The sequence below is a fragment of the Roseibium sp. MMSF_3544 genome (assembly GCF_030732845.1).
Lineage (GTDB): Bacteria > Pseudomonadota > Alphaproteobacteria > Rhizobiales > Stappiaceae > Roseibium.
This window is the reverse complement of record NZ_JASHKA010000007.1, coordinates 217,193-231,980: the sequence shown is the minus strand read 5'-3', so window position 1 is coordinate 231,980 and position 14,788 is coordinate 217,193. Positions and strand designations below refer to the sequence as shown.

General features: G+C 59.1%; 11 protein-coding genes. All 11 read right to left on the bottom strand.

Features of this window, described 5'->3' with window-relative positions:
- Positions 1–9: 9 nt before the first annotated feature.
- Entirely contained in the window at positions 10–1,167 is a 1,158-nt protein-coding gene (locus RBB47_RS12695) for an FtsW/RodA/SpoVE family cell cycle protein (RefSeq protein WP_305986174.1), read from the bottom strand.
- Positions 1,168–2,571, bottom strand: coding sequence for a UDP-N-acetylmuramoyl-L-alanine--D-glutamate ligase (murD, locus tag RBB47_RS12690; RefSeq protein ID WP_305986173.1), 1,404 nt, complete (start codon positions 2,569–2,571; stop codon positions 1,168–1,170).
- Between the two features lie 4 nt (positions 2,572–2,575).
- The gene (mraY, locus tag RBB47_RS12685) at positions 2,576–3,661 is read right to left on the bottom strand and encodes a phospho-N-acetylmuramoyl-pentapeptide-transferase (RefSeq protein WP_305986172.1); all 1,086 of its coding nucleotides are present in this window, start codon (positions 3,659–3,661) and stop codon (positions 2,576–2,578) included.
- A gap of 10 nt (positions 3,662–3,671) precedes the next feature.
- On the bottom strand, positions 3,672–5,102 hold the full coding sequence (locus RBB47_RS12680) for a UDP-N-acetylmuramoylalanyl-D-glutamyl-2,6-diaminopimelate--D-alanyl-D-alanine ligase (RefSeq protein WP_305986171.1): 1,431 nt from the start codon (positions 5,100–5,102) through the stop codon (positions 3,672–3,674).
- Positions 5,099–6,568, bottom strand: a complete 1,470-nt coding sequence (locus tag RBB47_RS12675) for a UDP-N-acetylmuramoyl-L-alanyl-D-glutamate--2,6-diaminopimelate ligase (protein WP_305986170.1) — start codon at positions 6,566–6,568, stop codon at positions 5,099–5,101. Before RBB47_RS12675 ends, RBB47_RS12680 begins: the two co-directional genes overlap by 4 nt.
- Positions 6,569–6,666: 98 nt before the next feature.
- On the bottom strand, positions 6,667–8,379 hold the full coding sequence (locus RBB47_RS12670) for a penicillin-binding protein 2 (RefSeq protein WP_305986169.1): 1,713 nt from the start codon (positions 8,377–8,379) through the stop codon (positions 6,667–6,669).
- Between the two features lie 11 nt (positions 8,380–8,390).
- Positions 8,391–8,747 (bottom strand): hypothetical protein, encoded by a 357-nt coding sequence (locus RBB47_RS12665; RefSeq protein ID WP_305986168.1) that lies wholly within the window; start codon positions 8,745–8,747, stop codon positions 8,391–8,393.
- Positions 8,748–8,749: 2 nt separating this feature from the next.
- Entirely contained in the window at positions 8,750–9,790 is a 1,041-nt protein-coding gene (gene rsmH, locus RBB47_RS12660) for a 16S rRNA (cytosine(1402)-N(4))-methyltransferase RsmH (RefSeq protein ID WP_305986167.1), read from the bottom strand.
- Positions 9,787–10,254, bottom strand: a complete 468-nt coding sequence (locus tag RBB47_RS12655) for a division/cell wall cluster transcriptional repressor MraZ (protein ID WP_305986232.1) — start codon at positions 10,252–10,254, stop codon at positions 9,787–9,789. The genes rsmH and RBB47_RS12655 overlap by 4 nt, the downstream gene beginning before the upstream one ends.
- 452 nt (positions 10,255–10,706) lie before the next feature.
- Positions 10,707–13,772 carry a hypothetical protein gene (locus RBB47_RS12650; RefSeq protein WP_305986166.1) on the bottom strand — a complete coding sequence of 1,022 codons (3,066 nt, stop codon included), beginning with the start codon at positions 13,770–13,772 and terminating at the stop codon, positions 10,707–10,709.
- A 270-nt stretch (positions 13,773–14,042) separates the two neighbouring features.
- The gene (locus RBB47_RS12645; protein ID WP_305986165.1) at positions 14,043–14,720 is read right to left on the bottom strand and encodes a helix-turn-helix domain-containing protein; all 678 of its coding nucleotides are present in this window, start codon (positions 14,718–14,720) and stop codon (positions 14,043–14,045) included.
- Between the last annotated feature and the right edge of the window lie 68 nt (positions 14,721–14,788).

The window sequence follows — 14,788 nt, the reverse complement described above, 5'->3', positions numbered from 1 at the left end:
CAACGTGCCTTACATCAAAGAAGAGGGTGAAAGCCGGCTGACGGTGACAACATCCGACCGGCTGGGCTGCGGCCTCCTTCGGGTGAGGGCCAGAATGGCTCCTGCGGTAATAGCGGACGACAGCAGTGAAGACCCGCCATAGGAGATGAAGGGCAAGGTCATGCCCTTTGACGGCATAAGGTGAAGGTTCACGGCGAGATTGATCGTCGCCTGAAGTCCGAACAGCACCACGAGACCGGCAGTCGCCAGACGGCTGAAAGCATCCTGATCCCGGCTGGCATGGCTGAGGCCGCGCAGGACGACAAAGGCAAAAACGGAGACTACCAGCAGACAGACGACGACGCCGAATTCCTCGCCGACGACGGCAAAAATGAAATCGGTATGGCTGTCCGGCAGAATGCGCTTCACGGTTCCCTCGCCCGGACCGCGGCCAAACCAGCCTCCAGCCAGGAAGGAATCCATCGCTGTATCGACCTGGAACGTATCGCCGGAACTTGGATCAAGAAACCTGTCCACGCGGTTGGTGACATGCGGCAGGAAAGCGTAAGCGGCGAAAAGGCCGACAAGCCCGACCAGTCCAAGGGCCACAATGATCAACCAGGAAATGCCGTTCAGGAAAAACAGGCCGGCCCAGACAAGACCAAGCAGCATGGTCTGGCCGAAATCCGGCTGGGCAATCAGGAGCGCGGCGCACACGGCGAACAGCACAAAGGCAAACAGAACGCCGGGAACCTCGCGGCGGCGCCCGCTTTCCGACAAAAGGAACGCGATCAACACGACGAACGCTGGTTTCAGGTATTCGGACGGCTGGACCGAGAACCCGGCAATATAGATCCAGCGCCGGGCGCCTTTGGCCTCAAAGCCGAGAAAGAGTGTCGCGACGAGCAGGACCAGCGAAATGACGAACAGGATCAGAGCTGCCCGTCGGACCATGCGCGGCGTCATCAGCGAGGCGGCCAGCATGATGGCAACGGCCGGGATCAGAAAGAGCGCCTGGCGCTTGACGAAAAACAGCGTATCGAGACCGAGCCTTTCGGCAACCGGAGGGCTTGCTGCAAAGGACAGCACCACGCCGCCGACCATGAGAATGCCAAAGGCCGCGAGCAGATAATGGTCGACCGTCCAGAGCCATTCGGCAAATTTGCTGCGGTCGGCGCGAGATACCATCTATGCAACCTCCTCCTGAGTGTTTCCGGCTTCAGGCAAGGCACGCACTGCGTCTACAAAAGCAGCGCCCCGCAATTCGAAATTCGGGTATTGGTCAAAACTGGCACAGGCCGGAGAGAGCAGAATGGCAATCTCCTCAGCGCCATCTTCGGTCGCCTCCGCGGCTGCATCGATCACAGCCTGGGGCAAGGTTCCACTGATCGCGAAGGGCACACGGCCTTCCAGCGTCTTGCTGAATTCCTCGGCGGCTTCTCCGATCAGAAAGGCTTTTGCGATTTTTGGGAAATACTCATCGAGCGAGGAAATCCCTCCGGTTTTGGCGCGCCCGCCAGCAATCCAGTAGATCCGCTCGAAACTGGAAAGGGCCCGCGCGGCGGCATCGGCATTGGTTGCCTTGGAGTCGTTGATGAACAGGATCCGTCCGCGCCTGGAAACCACCTCCATGCGATGGTGCAGACCGGGAAATGTTTTCAACGCAGCTGCGATCTTGTCCGAAGGCAACTCAAGTGCCCTCAGCGCTGCAAAGGCAGCAGCCGCGTTTTGGCCATTGTGGTCTCCGCGCAGACTGTCGATACCTCCCAGAAGTGCGACTTCGGTCTGTGTACCGTTGTCGGCCTCGTACAGGCGGCCATGGTGGGCATAGACCCCGTCTGTCAGCTCTCTCTCTCCGGCAATCCGGCAAACAGGTTTGTGCGCAAGTTCAAGACTGTCTGCAATGGCGGAAGACAAACGATCGTCGACCCCGACGACTGCCATCTTCGATCCTGCGACAAGGCGCTCCTTTATCGCGGCGTAGTTCTCCATGGTTCCGTGCCGGTCAAGATGATCGGGCGACAGGTTCATGTGAACTCCGACGCTCGGGTCGAGCGTGGGTGCAAGGTCGATCTGATAAGACGAGCACTCAACGACATAGTGCCGGCCCGGATGCGGTGGCTCCAGCTCCAGGACCGGTGTCCCGATGTTACCGCCAACCTGAACATCCAGACCGAGTTCACGTAACAGATGCGCGATGAGCGCCGTCGTGGTCGATTTGCCGTTGGTCCCGGTTATGGCGATCAGCGGCGCCGTCAGGCACTGTTTGCGCCGCTCACGGCAGAACAGTTCCACATCCCCGATGACCTCGATCCCCGCTTCACGGGCAAGATCGACTGTCCAGTGCGGCACCGGATGGGTCAGCGGAACACCCGGAGCCAGCACGAGCGCTTCGAACCCGTTCCAATCAGCGACGCGCAGATCCTGCGTCGCCAGCCCCTCTGAGGCGGCCTGCTCAACACGCGATTTGTTGTCGTCAAAGCACACCACATCCGCGCCGCCGGCTTTCAGGGCATGAGCCGTCGTCAGGCCCGATCCGCCCAGACCGAACAGGGCGATCTTTTTGCCTTCGAATGTGGTGACCGGGATCATGCGCCTACCTCAGCTTCAACGTGGCCAGGCCGAGCAGGGCGAGAACGACGGCAATGATCCAGAAGCGGATGACCACCTGGCTTTCGGTCCATCCCATGATTTCGAAATGGTGATGGATCGGCGCCATTCGAAACACCCGCTTGCCGGTCAGCTTGAAGGAGATCACCTGAACAATCACAGACACCGCTTCCAGAACGAAGAGACCGCCGATGATCGCGAGCACGATCTCATGCTTGGTGGCCACAGCAATGGCACCAATCATGCCGCCGAGTGCCAGCGATCCGGTATCCCCCATGAAAATCGCAGCGGGCGGTGCATTGAACCAGAGAAAGCCGAGACCAGCCCCGATCACCGCACCGCAGATGACGGCGAGTTCACCGGTGCCGGAGACATGGTGGATCTGCAGGTAGTTCGCGAAGACCGCGTTACCGGACAAGTACGCGATCAGGCCGAACGACGCACAGGCAATCATCACCGGAACAATGGCGAGACCGTCCAGACCATCCGTCAGGTTGACCGCGTTGCCCGCGCCGACCATCACGAAGGCAGCGAAGGGAATGAAAATCAGGCCAAGATTGAGCGTGAAGTCCTTCAGAAACGGAAAGGTAATTGCTTCGGAAAATTCAGACGTGTCGAGAACCGTCACGGCATAAGCTGCAAGCGCAGCGATCAAAAACTCCAGTCCAAGCCGTGCCTTGCCGCCGAACCCCTTGTGGGACGATTTCGTGACCTTGAGATAGTCGTCGTAAAATCCGATGCCTCCGAAACCGAGCGTCACGCCGATCACCACCCAGACATAAGGGTTTGACAGATCCGACCACAGCAGCGCTGCAACAAGCGCCCCGGACAGGATCATGAGCCCACCCATGGTTGGCGTGCCTTTTTTGGTGAGGAGGTGGCTTTCCGGACCGTCCGCCCGGATCGGCTGTCCGTGACCCTGTCGGATCCTCAAACTGGAAATGATCCGGGGCCCGAAAAGAAAAACGAAAAAAAGCGCCGTCATAATTGCGCCGCCGGTTCTGAACGTGATGTACCTGAAGACGTTCAGTGCGGAAACCTGATCAGCGAATTGCCCCAAAAAATAAAACATCAGCTATCCCTTATTCCGCCGCAGTGTCGTCCGCGGGCGGATATTCCTTTTTCATGGCCTCCACAAGGGGCCCCATCTGGGTTCCTAGCGATCCCTTGATCATAACGACATCGCCGGGCCTGACGTCCTTCAAAATGACGTCTTCCAGATCTTTCGCCTCTTCGCTGTAATGCGCCCGCAATTCGCGCGGCAATTGCTGCCAAAGCGCGTGCATGTGCGGACCCGCGCAGTAAACCGAGTCGGTCTGCGACTCCATTATCGGACCCAGCAATTCCGCATGCAGCCGGTCGGCCTCGGTGCCGAGTTCACGCATGTCACCGATCACAGCAATCCGCCGGCCCGGGCGCGTCACGGGGGCTTCGCCAAGCACCTGCAACGCCGCGCGCATCGAGGCGGGATTCGCATTGTAGCTCTCGTCAATCAGACTGAGTTCACCTTCGGGGAGCTGAAGAAGGCTGACCTGACCCCGCCCCTTTGGAGGACGCATCGTGTCCAGCGCAAGCCCAGCCTTGGCCAGATCCGCACCAACATCCCTGACGGCTGTCAGAACGGCCAGGCTGTTCTTGACAAGGTGCCTGCCGGGCGCGCCGATCTTGTAGGTGATTTCCGTCCCCAGGATTGACGCATCAATACTGGTACCGCCTGCGTATCCGACAACGTTTTCGGTGTGACTGTCGGCGCTTGGATCTTCTCCGAACGTCTGCACGTAAGAAACACCGGCGGTCGCGGCAAGAAACCTCAGGAGGTCGTACTGGTGATTGTCCTTGTTGAGAATGGCAATGCCGCCCGGCTCCAAGCCGTCAAAAATTTCCGCCTTGGCCTGTGCAATCTTCTCAACGGACTCAAAGAACTCCAAATGCACGGGCTGCACGGTCGTGATGATGGCAATATGAGGCCGCACCATCTTGACCAGCGGTGAAATTTCTCCCGCATGGTTCATACCGATTTCGAACACGCCATACCTTGTGTCCTCCGGCATGCGTGCCAGCGTCAGCGGAACGCCCCAGTGATTGTTGAAAGATGCGACCGACGCATGCACCTTGCCGGATTGTTCCAGCGTCAGCTTCAGAGCTTCCTTTGTGCCGGTCTTTCCGACCGATCCGGTGACGGCAATGATCCGTGCATTCGTGCGTGCCCTTGCGGCAACCCCGAGTTTTCGCATCGCTTCGAGTGGATCCCGAACGGCAACGTAACGACCGTCTTCGGGCAATTCGGAAAGCTTTTTGCTCGCCACAAGCGCGAGTGAGGCCCCTGCCTCAAGGGCAGCCTCCACGTAGTCGTGTCCGTCAAGGTGGTCGCCCTTGATGGCGATGAATGCGTCGCCCGGCTCAAGCGACCGGCTGTCAATCGAAATTCCCGTAATGTCCGTGCCGACGTCGCCCTTCACGCTACCGCCGGCAGCTTCGACAAAGGCATCCAGTTTCCAGAGAGGCTCGCTCATGTGTCTCCCTCAAGGCTGATGGCACGTTGCACGGCGTCGTGATCCGAAAACGGAATCACTGTGTCGCCAACAATCTGGCCGGTTTCGTGGCCTTTTCCGGCTACACACAGGATATCGCCGGCATTGAGCCGGTGCACTCCCTCGGCAATGGCCTCATACCGGTCGCCGATTTCCATTGCATTTTGTGCCCCGGACAAAACCGCCTTGCGGATTGTTGCCGGATCTTCAGATCGCGGGTTGTCGTCCGTTACAATGACCAGATCCGCATGGCGAGCGGCGGCCGCCCCCATAAGCTCCCGCTTTCCGGGGTCCCGGTCACCACCGGCTCCGATAACCACAGCGAGCTTGCCGGTCGCAAACGGCTTGAGCGCGGCCAGGGCATTGTCGAGTGCATCGGGTTTATGCGCATAGTCGACAAACACAAGTCCGCCGGACGCCGTCTTTCCGGCGAGTTCCAGCCGCCCCGGCGCTCCTTTCAGGTTCTCAAGCGAGCGCAGGACCAGGCCCATATCCGTTCCGGCGGCAATCGCCAAACCGGCGGCAATCAGTGCATTGGAGACCTGGAACCTGCCGATCAGCGGCAATGTAATCTTGTATTCACCGCGCGCGGTCTGCAGCGTCAGTTCCTGACCGGCGCCGCTTGGCTTGAGGCCAGTCAGTTTCAGATCAGTGCCGGTCTCACCAACCGAAAACACCGGGAGGCCGCGGTCTTCGGCAACCTGCAGGACGCGATCGGCATATTTTTCGCCCGGATCGACCACGACCATGCCGCCATCCGGCAAGAGATCCTTAAACAGACGCAGCTTGGCCTGCAGGTAATCCTCCATGGTCGGATGATAGTCCATGTGGTCCCGGCCGAGATTGGTGAAGGCCGCCGCCGTCAGCCGCACCCCGTCCAGGCGGAACTGATCAAGGCCGTGGGAAGACGCCTCCATCGCGGCGTGATTGATCCCCTTTTGCTTGAGTTCGGCAAGTTCCTTGTGAAGCGCAACGGGATCCGGTGTCGTGAGGCCGCCATAGCTGATGCCGTCGGGCTTGACCGTTCCGAGTGTGCCGAGGCTGGCTGCCGGATGCCCTGCAGCCTGGAAGATCTGGCGGACAAAATGGGCGACAGAAGTTTTTCCCGCGGTTCCGGTCACCGCAACGATGATATCAGGCTGCGCACCGTGGAACCGTGCCGCCATTTTGGAAAAGACCTGCCGAGGCTCTGTCACGGGAATGACGGCAACGTCTTGCCGTACGCTTCTTCGGACAGTGTCGGCGGCGTTTTCGGCGCACAGGATCGCCACGGCACCAGCCTCCGCTGCGCCCGGCGCAAACCGTATTCCGTCAACGACCGCACCCTTGAACGCGGCAAATAGGAAGTCGGGCCCTACATTCCGGCTATCTGCCGTGAGCCCTGAAATTTTCAGATCCTTCGCCGACTCAGGCAATTCAATGCCGCCGGCAAGAGTTTCAAGATCCATCACACCTGATCGTTCGGTTTGTGCGTCGTCGTCTGCAAGCTTTGATCCCGGTAATCGGCTGCGACCCCGCCGGTGACCACTGCTTTCCTCATGTCTCCTTAATAGGAAATCTCGATCGGTTCATCCCCCTTGCCGAAACGCGGCATCACTCCAAGCATCGGTGCAGCGCGCCGGATGATCGCCCCTGTCGTCGGTGCGGTGTTCAGACCTGCCGTTGCACCAATCCCCTCGCGCTCCGACTTCGGCTCGTCAAGGACGACCAGCACCACGTATCTCGGATCATCCATCGGGAAGGCCGAAAGGAAGGAGTTCCGGCGCTTGTTGCTCACGTAGCGGCCGTTCTCGATCTTCTCGGCGGTGCCGGTTTTGCCGCCAACGGTATAGCCCGGAACGTCTGCCCGGCGCCCTGATCCAGACAGGACATTCAGGCGGAACAGGTAACGCATCATGCGGCTGACTTCCGGGGAAATGACTTGTTTTCCAACCGCTTGAACCTCTTCAGGGCTTCTTGGCAGGAAGGTCGGCGGCAGCAGGGTTCCACCATTCACGACAGCGGCGGCAGCAACGGCAGTCTGCATCGGCGTCACCGAGAGGCCGTGGCCGAAGGAGATGGTCATCGCGGCCAGCTCGTTCCATTTCGGAGGAAGCAATGGCGCGGCATTTTCCGGCAGTTCCGTCTTCAACCGGCTGGTCAGGTGCAAGCGCTCGAGAAACTCCTTCTGCCGAGCAACACCTGTTGCCAGCATCATTTTCGCCGTTCCGATGTTGGACGAATAGATGAAGATTTCCGGCACCGAGAGGATGCGGTTTTTCCCGTGGAAATCCGTAATCGTGCGGCCCGCGGCCCGGATCGGACGGGTCGCGTCGAAGCTGTCATTGATGGTGACGGAGCCGGAATCAAGTGCCATTGCCGTTGTGAAGGCCTTGAACACCGAGCCCATTTCGAAAACCCCGCCGGTTGCGCGGTTCAACCGGTCACGCTCCAGCGCCTGCGACCTGTCATTCGGGTCGTAGTCCGGCAGAGAGGACATGGCGACGACTTCGCCGGTCTTTGCGTCAAGCACGATGCCGGCAGCGGCAATTGCCCTGTAGCGCTCCATGGCCTTGACCAGTTCGTCGCGCACTACGTGCTGGACGCGCAGGTCGACCGACAACCGGACAGGCTCCATGGTTCGGCCAGACGCAAAGCCAAGCGATTGCAGATCCCCAAGCCATTCGTCGTCGATGTGCTTTTCAATTCCGGCAAGGCCCTGATTGTCGACATTCACCGACCCGACAATGTGCCCTGCCGTCGGACCACCTGGATAAAACCTCTGGTTCTCGGACAAGAACCCGATCCCCGGCAGTCCGAGATTATGAATTTCATCGGCCTTCTGGCGGGTCATTTCCCGCTTCAGCCAGACAAAGCCGGCGCCGCTTTCAAGACGGCGGCGAACCAGTTTCTCGTCCAGGTCCGGAAGTGCACGGATCAGACCCTCGACAGCCTCGTCGACGTCCAGGATCCTGCGCGGCTCGGCATAAAGAGACGCGGTCTTGATATCGGTTGCCAGAATTTCGCCGTTCCGGTCGATCAGGTCCGGCCTTGAGGCCGAAACGGAGTCCTGCGCGGAGATCCAGGCACGGGAGGGCGCTTCTTCCATTTGCGCCAGAAGCACAAGACGTCCCCCGATGGCCGCATAGACACAGGCGAAAGCCAGCATGGCCACATAAACCCGGGATTTGACGGCACTGGAAGAGACCGAACCGCGCACGATCTTCGGATTTGCGCGTCTGACCTGAAGGAAGCTTGTCGGTTCACTTATCATCGTCATCCGTCAGCCCCTCACTGGATTGCCGAAGACGAGCCGGCATAACCGCCCATCTGGTTGGGGCCACCGATCGGCTCGAGCATCACGGGCCGGGCCGGAAGCTCTTCCGGCGTCACGATCTGCTTCACGTCGAGCGCTTCGAGTTGAAGATAGTCGTTGTAGCGTTCCACAAGACCCTGAAGGCGCTCCGGCTTGTTCAGCTTGCTCCACTCGGCTTTGAGATGCCGGATCGCGTCGCGTTCCTCGTCGATCTGACGCTGAAGATCGGCAACTTTCTCTGCCGACTTCGTCGCCGCCAGTTTCATGTCGTAAACCGTCGCAGCTCCTATCACGACCGCCAAGATGAACAGGATGTTCAGCGTTCGCACCATCTTCAGCCCCCTAACCCATGAAACTCTGCAAGGCGCGGTACGCCGGCAGCATGGATATCCAGTTCTCGTGCCGGCGCATCCGTGCGCCGCCCTGCCCTGAGTTTTGCAGACCGCGCGCGCGGATTGGCCTCTGTTTCTTCAGAAGCCGCCTCGACCGCCTTGCGCGTCATCAGCTCGAATGTTGCCGGTGGAACCTCTTCCTCCGGCATATGACGGGACCCACCACCCCTGGTTCGGGTCCGATCCTGGAAGAACCGCTTCACGATCCGGTCTTCCAGGGAATGAAAGCTCACCAGAACCAGGCGTCCACCGGGCCTCAAGATGCGCTCCGCAGCGCCAAGTGCCTCCGCCGCCTGGTGAAGTTCTCCGTTCACGTAGATCCGCAATGCCTGGAAGGTGCGGGTCGCCGGATGGATCTGCGCTTTCTTGGGCGAGCGGCCGAGCACTTTTTCGATAAGGTTCGCAAGTTCCAGGGTGCGCGAAAACGGTTTTTCCTTGCGCGCGCTGTCAATCGCATGCGCGACGGAAGTCGCCCGCTTTTCCTCACCGAGCAGGCCGATGACACGGATCAGATCCCTGACCGGGAGACTGTTGACGATATCCGCCGCTGAAGGGCCAGCCTGCTCCATGCGCATGTCGAGCGGCCCGTCGCGCAGGAAGGAGAATCCGCGCCCAGCCTCGTCGAGCTGCATGGACGACACACCGAGGTCGAGAACCACACCGTCCACGGCATCGAAACCGCTTGCACGGGCGTGGTCTTCCAGTCCCGAAAATTGCCCGGGAACCAAAATCAGGTCTCCACCGGCCTCCTTGACCATTGCCTGACCTGCGGAAATCGCATCGGGATCGCGATCGATGCCAATCACCCGAGCCCCTCTTGCGAGGATCGCCCGGGAGTAGCCGCCCGCTCCGAATGTGCCGTCGATGATTACCTCTCCAGGCTGCGGCTCAAGCCAGTGCAGTACTTCACTCAGGAGAACCGGCACGTGACGCCCGGGTCCGCCAGCGGCAGAAGCTGCATCCCTGTCGCCGAGCGCCATCATGACGGCTCTCCCTGTGAAGGTGCGGGGGCTTGCCCCGACAGCATCGCGAGCGCACGCCTTTGGGCCTCTGCGCGATACTCGCGAAACTTTTCCGGTTCCCAGATCTGGAACTTGTAATTCATCCCGACGAAGGTGACGTGGTCGGTAATGCCCGTGTGATCCCGGATCATGTCGGAAATGGTCATTCGGCCATCTCCGTCGATTTTCGGGCTTTCGCTTGCTCCAAACAGTGCAACGGCAAGCGCGTCATGATCTGGAGACAGTTTTGTAAAGGCCTCCGAGCGCTTGTTGATCTCGGCGAGCAGGTCATTGCCGCCCGCATCGACGGCGTCGCAATGGGAAGACGTGATACAATAAAGGCCCTCAAATCCGTCTCTCGCCAGCACCGCGCGGAAGGATGCAGGGATCGACACGCGACCCTTGGCATCCAGCCGGTTGGTAAAGTGAGCAACAAAGCCGGCCATAAATCCCCGCAAGACGGGTCCCCACCCGTCAAAATCCCCTAAATCACCTCCGGGAAGAAGCGGCCAAAGCAGGCCAAGGACATGCAATTTGCAAAACCGGCCGCTGCCCAGCCGTCAATCCGATGCCCCGAACCCTGCTAAAATGGGTCCGCACTCCCCTTTCTGGGTTCTTATGGGATACCATGGGAAAACATGGGCGGTCAATGGAATCTCATGGATTCCGGCTCGATTTGATCGCGCACGACCCCGTCGATCCACCTTAGTGGAAACATGTTTAATGAAGCCTTGACAGAAAGCGAGAATCGGATTCGCAGGATTACGGAGGTTTTGGTGTCCGCCCTCGCCAAACCCGGCAAAAACTGCCCAGTAATCCTTGAGTCTCAATGACCTGTGGAGAACAAAAAACGCCGCGCAGTGGCGCGGCGTTCCTTGCAGAAATTCTCGTTTGGCTATCAGGTAAGCAATTCGGAATTCCCCAGACCTGCCAGTTGTTCGGCAATGCCACCGGTGTCGGTGACAATCGAATTCCAGTCAGCCGCCGTCAGATTGGCAAGAGACAGATCTTCCGCCTGCACGCCCTCCAGCAGATAACTGTGACCGCCATTGTTCTCGACCGTTATCATCAGGTCCCCGCCAACCTCACCGATCGAAACATCCGAAGCTGACAGGCTACCGAAATTTATGACGTCCTCCCCCGGATTGAAGGCCTGGACCGCAAACTTGCGCCCCCAGTCCCAGGTCACGAGCACGGTATCGGGCCCGTTCTGAAGCACGATGTCGTCGTCGCTGACCGGTGGAACCACAGGAGTATCCGGGGTGTCGGGCGTATCCGGAGTGTCGGGCGTGTCTGGACCCCCGACTGCTCCGACACCTTCCCTCACCTGATGACCATCCGTTGTTTCACCCGGAGGAGCAGCCGGGGTCAGTAGTTCCGCACGGGAGACGAGGGAAACATCATTCTGGTCGATGCCGAACGGCGCCTCCAGATTGTCCTCCATCACCTGGTCGTGGTGGAATTCGAGATTTCCCGGAATAAGATCGGCTTTCGACACGCCGGGGAACGCGAAGCTCTGTCCGCTTGGAAGCGAACTGATCACCATGCCTTCCGGCGTATCCTCGACACTGAGCCGCTCACGCGTACCGAAGTAAAGAAAGCTTATCTTCTGAGTCGCCGGATCAAAGTCGTTGACGACCTCCGAGACACCGTATTCGTGGGACCGGATATAGACCGTGCCTGCATCTCGCGGCCCGACGTCGGTGATCCAGGAAAGGATCCCGCCAAGATCCTGCCGCAAATGTTCATTTCCCACCACGCCAAAATTCTCAATCGAGAGTTCCGAGAGTTGTACGCCCTGGAGGATCTGCATGTCCGGTCCCCAGGGGTTGTCGATCACCGGCTCGCCGTTTGGCGTCATGTTCAGGATCATCCCGTGCACCGAAGCATTGCCGAAGTCGATTTCATCGGTTGCCGGATTGAACCCGATAATGTCGTCGGCGCCGAAATCAGCAGCGAATTTCACCCCGCCGAGATCGCTTGCACCGGTTGGAACCGGCGGGTTTGACCCGTCTGCGTCGTAGATGACATCGAAGCCGCCCGTATCGGGCGTCACGATGGACTGCCCCAGAAGGCTGGCGACTTCGTTGAGTGCGGATTCTTCGGCCACCATGAAGTTGTTCATGCTGAGATCCGCGGCGTCGATCCCGACAAGCAATGTCTCGCTGGCGATTTCGCCGGTCGGGGTCAGGACACGAACCGTCAAGCCGTCAGCCACATCGGCGATCGTGATCGGATATTCCCCGAACTCCAGCCGCTCGGCGATAATCCCGCTTTCCAGATGGATCATGTCCGTTGCCGGATTGAAGTTGTCGATCACTCGCGACGGGCTGTTCGGCATGATCATGATCATCTGCGGTCCGACCGGATCAACCGGATCAACTGGATCAACTGGATCAACCGGGTCGACGGGGTCGACAGGGTCCACCGGATCCGGGCCGCCATCCCCGGAGCCGACCTGAGTGAGGATCTCCTGCCCGGTTGCTTCACTCATGATGGTGAAGTTCGCCGGTGAGAGATCGCTCAGCGAAATGCCCTCAATCGTCACCGTCTGGTTGTTGGACGCCATCGTGAAGACGACGTTGCCGCCACTCTCTGTAACGTCGATCGCTTCCGGACCGAACCAGTCGATGAAGATGGTGTCGCTCTGAGGGTCGAAATCGGAAAGCGTCCGGTTCGCTCCCCAGGCCCAGGTGATCACAAGCGTGGCTGAAGCAGCTGTGACACCGGCTGTTCCGTTCCAGTTGTCTCCGGCCACGCCACCGCCGGTATCGCCTGTCCCGTCATCGGTATCGCCGGTACCGTCATCGGTGTCACCAGTGCCGTCATCGGTGTCACCAGTGCCATCATCAGTGTCGCCGGTACCGTCGTCAGTGTCACCCGTTCCACCGGAACCATCCCCGACCAGGCCGAGCACTTCCGCAGCCGCGGTGGCATCGAGGATCGTGAAATTGTCAGCGCTCAGATCGCTGAGCTGGATGCCGGCAAGTGTTGTCGTCTGGTTGTTGGATGGCACGGCAAATACGACACCCGCCGGCGTTTCGGAGACCTCAAGGTCACCCGCACCGATCCAGTCGATGAAGATCGTGCCGGTCGCCGGGTCGAACCCGTTCACCACGGCGTCCTGCCCCCAGGACCAGGTGATCACAACATCGGCGTCGTTTTCGGTGACGTCGGCTCCGCCATTGCCACCGTTGCCGCCATCGCCTGTACCACCTGTTCCGGGTGTCCCGCCTGGCGTTCCGAGCCCCTCGTCCCCCGTCAGCCGGTCTTCGTAAAAGGCAATCATCTGCTCGACGGATGGCGATGAGAAGCCTCCGAACTGATCGATATATTGCAGGATTGAGGTGCCGTATTCATCGGTGCTGACGGCGCCGCTTTGAAGAAGAGACGCCGTTCCCCAGGCACCGCGCAAATGCGCTGCCGCAAGAATGCCGGTCAGCGTCAGCTCGACGGTCACGGTTTGACCGTTCTGGGTGTAGCTCGCCGTCTGACCAATGAAGTCGCTGAGCGATTGCCCACTATTGCCCAGCTGGTTTTCCAGGACCTGCAGGTTGTAGCCAAAGGCCTCCTGGATCGCGACGGTTTGCGCCTCCTTGGTCATGAATTCCTCGAGGGAATCCACACCGTTCTTGCCCGTCCAGGCCCCGTCCCAGGTGTTAGAAGCGGCCCCGTTTCCATAGAAAACGTCGTCGTCGTAGTAACCGAGGTCGATCAGCAGCGCTTCCCCGAACTGAAACCCGACGAACCCAAGTGAGTTCATTGAGCGATAGGCCATGGTCTCCCACTCAACGTCGGTTAACTGCGACCAACTGTTGTATTGAGGAAAGTGGCTCTCCACGGCACCACCAGCCCACTGGTCCAGCTGCCAGTCCTGGATCACGCCGGCATTATACCTGTCCCTGTCCCATCCGGACTCAAATGCCAGCAAAGCAGCAAGAAAGTCGTCGAAAGTTCCTTCCATTATCGTCCCGCCTGTATTGAATTGTAAGATTCAAGACTAGAAAGGAAGAAAGAGAGCAACATGGACAAAACATTAAATGTTCAAGGCCATATGGTGGCTACTTCGTCACAATTTCCGCAAATTTACGGACAGGAAAAACTGCCGAATACATAAAACACCTCAAGGCAAAAAACCTTCCCCCGCAAACCAAAAAATTTCCCTCGACCACAATCAGGGATTAAGCGCCGACAAAAAACTCTTGATGATAGCAACTGTTCTGCCAGCGAGGCTTTAGTCTTGAACCGATGGGCCGACTCGCTGGCTCAGACCATCTGCTTCAGCAAGGTCCTTTGGGATCACCACCGGAGACACAGCCCAGATCAGCTTGCAAATCCGGTCGGTTCGGTTGCGCGCGTGGTGCGGAATACGGGCATCGAAACTGTAGCTGTCGCCCTCGCGCAACGTAATGATTTCGTCGGCAATCTGGATTTCCAGTTCGCCTTCGATCACGAGGCCGTGCTGCTCCCCGTCATGCCTCTGCAGCCGGTTATCAGGCGTTTCGGAGTTCGGCTCGTAGACCGCGAGACCCATATAGAATTCACCGCCGACAGAACTCGAGAGAAGCGAATCCGTATAGCCAAGCTCAGATGCATTTTGCCCATAGAGCGAATTGAGGTTGCGGCGGTTTTGCGAGCGGACGACGTAGGCGCGTTCCATCGGGCCGGCACCGGGCCGCCTGGCAAAAAACCAGTCGGGCGACACAGAAAGGGCGACAGAGAGCCTTTCCAGCACATCCATGGAAGGGTTCGACGCTCCGCGTTCAATCGCACTGAGATGACTGAGTGAAATACCGCTCGCCTTGGTGAGATCCTTGAGCGTCATTTGCCGGGCCTTGCGCAGCTGGCGGACTTCCGAGCCCAAAGACAGCAGATTTTCAGCGAATGAAACCACCTTGTCGGCCTCGGCCATATATCTAACCCGTCGCTTGCAAAGAAAACTCCGCCCGAGGGTAGCGGACCACAATTTAATTTCAATAA